This is a genomic window from Deltaproteobacteria bacterium (assembly GCA_016874775.1).
GTDB lineage: Bacteria > Desulfobacterota > Binatia > Bin18 > Bin18 > VGTJ01.
Window position 1 is genome coordinate 1 of record VGTJ01000318.1, and the last position, 3,442, is coordinate 3,442.

The 3,442-nt window shown below is 55.2% G+C and carries 2 protein-coding genes; both read left to right on the forward strand.

Annotated elements, in window-relative coordinates; all coding sequences use genetic code 11:
* Positions 1-162: 162 nt before the first annotated feature.
* Positions 163-2,103: a DUF3696 domain-containing protein gene (locus tag FJ147_27940; protein ID MBM4259715.1), complete on the forward strand. Its 1,941-nt coding sequence runs from the start codon at positions 163-165 to the stop codon at positions 2,101-2,103.
* A 13-nt stretch (positions 2,104-2,116) separates the two neighbouring features.
* Positions 2,117-3,133: a hypothetical protein gene (locus FJ147_27945; GenBank protein ID MBM4259716.1), complete on the forward strand. Its 1,017-nt coding sequence runs from the start codon at positions 2,117-2,119 to the stop codon at positions 3,131-3,133.
* Positions 3,134-3,442 lie beyond the last annotated feature (309 nt).

Here is a 3,442-nt window from a genome sequence, read left to right on the forward strand (position 1 = left end):
GAAACGAGGTACGCAATCTGAGGTCGCCTACCGGATGGCTTGGTCCTGGAGCTGGCGCCTTCGCGACCTATCAACAGGGTGTCCTGTTCACGAAGTTCCTCATCTCGGTATCTGCGGCCTTCGCGTATAGTCCTTTAACACGCCACGGCAGGAGACGGTGCGGTGATCACAGAGTGGTCTCTTCAGAGGTTCAAGTCCGTCGTGGATCACACGGCGCTGAAATTCAAGCCGCTCACGGTCTTCTCAGGACCTAATAACTCGGGGAAGAGCACCGTAATTCAGGCGATCCTGTTGACCACGCAGACTCTGCAAAGCTCCGTGAGCTCCAGATCAGTCGTGTTAAACGGCCGCATTACCCGCCTAGGGACGTTCGACGAAATTCTATCGAACGGCCAGCAAACCGAGGAAATTCTCGTTGGGTTTGGCTTGGAAAGCAAGCAACCCCCCCGGCGCCCAGTGCGCAGGACTTTCATCCCGCCGCAGTGGAATTCTATAAAGGTTAAGTGCGAGTTTAGTTTTTCTCCGAGCGCTGGGAGAGGAAGCCAGTCAGAGAAACGAGTACAACCGGGAATTAAATACAGCTCGATCGACGTCCGCACATGCCGCTCAGATGAGTTGCCGCGAGAGGACGAGTTCGCCGTCAAGCGCACAGCAAGTTCAATTACCGCCCGCGCAAGAGACCTAGGAATACGAAAGACACGCGAATATGAGCACTTTAAGGCGGGCTTGGAGTACGAAATCATGCGGTCGGCAAAACAGCCAACCACAGGGCTCCAATTCGAAGTCACTTTTGTAGGCGCCTACCTCCGCCATTTTTTCCCGATAGCGATGGTCGGCAAATACGACTTGGTTGAAGCGCAGACCAGTGCCATTGTCGAGGCGCTAACCTCGCTGGGAGACCACAATTATCGCCGAATGCAGCCCGGTGGCAGTGTCGAGGCGCTAGCCTCGCTGCGCGACTACAGTTTTCGGCGACTGTGGATGACTCAAAGGTTTGATGTCGAGAGCGTTCTACTATCGGAGACTTCCAAGAACATCCTGATCGAGGCATGGAACGAGGCAATTCAGGCATATCAACGCGAACCCGGCAGTCGGCCAGAACGTGCTAAGCAGGCACTCGAATCGCTCACCAAGTCGGAGCCCACCGTTCGAACCTTTGTCGAGACCTGCGAGCCCCTGGGTAGATTCAAAGTGCATCTTCGCGAGCAGCTTGCTGAGTTCAAAGATGAGTTACATAAATCCGTTAAGGGCCAGCGGCCCCCGGAGCACACTCTCAATGTCATTCCTTTGCCAGACCCGCTCGATGACGGATTTCGTTTCGTGGAGCAATTTTTTCATGAGCAGGTGCACTATCTAGGTCCGTTAAGAGATGAACCGAAAGCCATATATCCGCTGTCCGGAACTCTCAACCCAAAGGACGTGGGCTTCAAGGGCGAATTCACTGCAGCTGTGTTGGACGCGCACAGCACGACGAAGGTGTCCTACATCCCGCCAAGTGAGATGAATCCGGGCTCCGAACGACCACCAGAAAAGTCAACTGACACCCTGAAATCCGCTCTTAACCAATGGGTGGAATATCTGGGAGTGGCAAATGCCGTTTACACGAGAGATCAAGGGAAGCTAGGTCACGAACTGACGGTCGAGTCGATCCACCTGAAATCAGAACACGACCTCACGCACGTCGGGGTCGGCGTCAGTCAAGTACTACCAATCCTAACCTTGGCATTACTCGCCGATCCTGGCTCAACGCTGGTCTTTGAGCAGCCAGAGTTGCATCTTCATCCAAGGGTCCAAACGAGACTAGCAGATTTTTTTCTGTCTATGACGTTACTAGACAAACAATGCCTAATCGAAACGCACAGTGAGCACATTATTACGCGCCTTCGCCACCAAGCCGCGGCAGCCGACTCGTCGGCCGTTTCCGAAAATGTGCTGATCTATTTTACTCAGAACGACGCTGGCCGAAGCCTCTACTCTCCACTGCAAATCGACAAGTACGGCCGGATCGACAATTGGCCGCAAGGCTTCTTCGACGAAGGCGAGACAATCTCCACCCAAATCCTGGAGCTTAACCTGAAGAAACGACAAGGGCGTATGGACTAGGGAAAGCACTAGAATGCATGCACTCGTAATCGACCCATACGCGCTTACCTGTCCTGACTCCGGGAACGATCTTTCCGAGCGCTTCGATGACTTCATACAGACATTGACGGCTTTGAAGTATGGCCTGTCGCAACCATGGGTGCATCTGCTCATATCCACGGGGTGCGACTCCGCTCTAGCCTCGGAGAACGCCTATCCGACATGGGACCGGATTAACGACGCGGTCAGAGCCGTCCGGTCGGTACACAGCACCATGGACATCAACAAGTTGGTTGTGGCCCTATTAACAAAGGCCAAGAGAATCGAAGATCGGTACGGCACATTTCAAATCGAGTGGCGCGCAGAACCTCTCGATATCTCTCACATCCGGAATCAGCACCGGCCGTCGGCATTCGTGACGGAAACCGAACGCACTCTGTTGCTCTGTTACGCGCTAATTGAGTCACGTGCATTTGGCGCCGATCGCCTGATCCTAATCAGTCGGTCCGTCGGACCAAACTACCGTGCAAGCATCAAGGCAAGAGTGACCAATTGCAAAGACAACACGATCTTGCCTTCATTGAAACCGGGCGCTCGCATATCGTTCTCGATCGATTGTTATGGCGATCGATCTTCTTTAGAAAATCGCGCAGATGTGGTGGAGATCTGGATCGCCGGCCCCGGCGAAGATGAGCGGTCTAGAGCGCTGGATGAGTTGATCAGGCGCGCGCCCCAATCCGGCACTTCAGCGCCGAACTATCGGTGCCGCCGGGTGTTTTGGGAGTCCGCCGCCGCGCTTGGATTTCTCACAGAGCACGGCAAGGCAGCAAAGTTGCTGCGAGCCTGCGTGGATACGATTCTTCGGCGTGGTTTGGCCGCGACGCACACGCTCAGAACTTCCGCGTCAGGAGGGGCCCCTCAAAGAACTAGCGGACGATTGAAGGCGTGGCGACGTGACATCGATGATCAGTACCGCCTTCACTATTGGCAGGACGGCGAAGCCGTCGAACTGGCCAGGGTAGTCGTGCACAACGACTTCCGGATCAACTAACCTCAAAAGATTCGCGCGGGTAGACGCTAACCATTCTGCGCACAGCACCCGGCAGAACGATCCGGGAATTAGGAACCTTCCGAAACTTATGCGTTGCCGTTCAACGGGATGCATTGAATCCGGCAGCCCGCGGATTCCGTCGCCCTTACGTCCGGCTGGGCACCACCGGTTCAGGGGACATAAACCTCGACCTCGCCAAGCCTGCAGGGGGTCCGGAGCCTGCATAATGTTGCCAGGTGCCGCCGGGTTCCCGAAACACCACGGTTCCAGGCCATAGCTAGAATAGATACGACGCGGAGGGATGGCCGA

Bases quoted from the DNA above. Each gene is read 5' to 3' on its own strand.
- FJ147_27945 (MBM4259716.1), top strand. From the start codon at position 2,117: ATGCATGCACTCGTAATCGACCCATACGCGCTTACCTGTCCTGACTCC.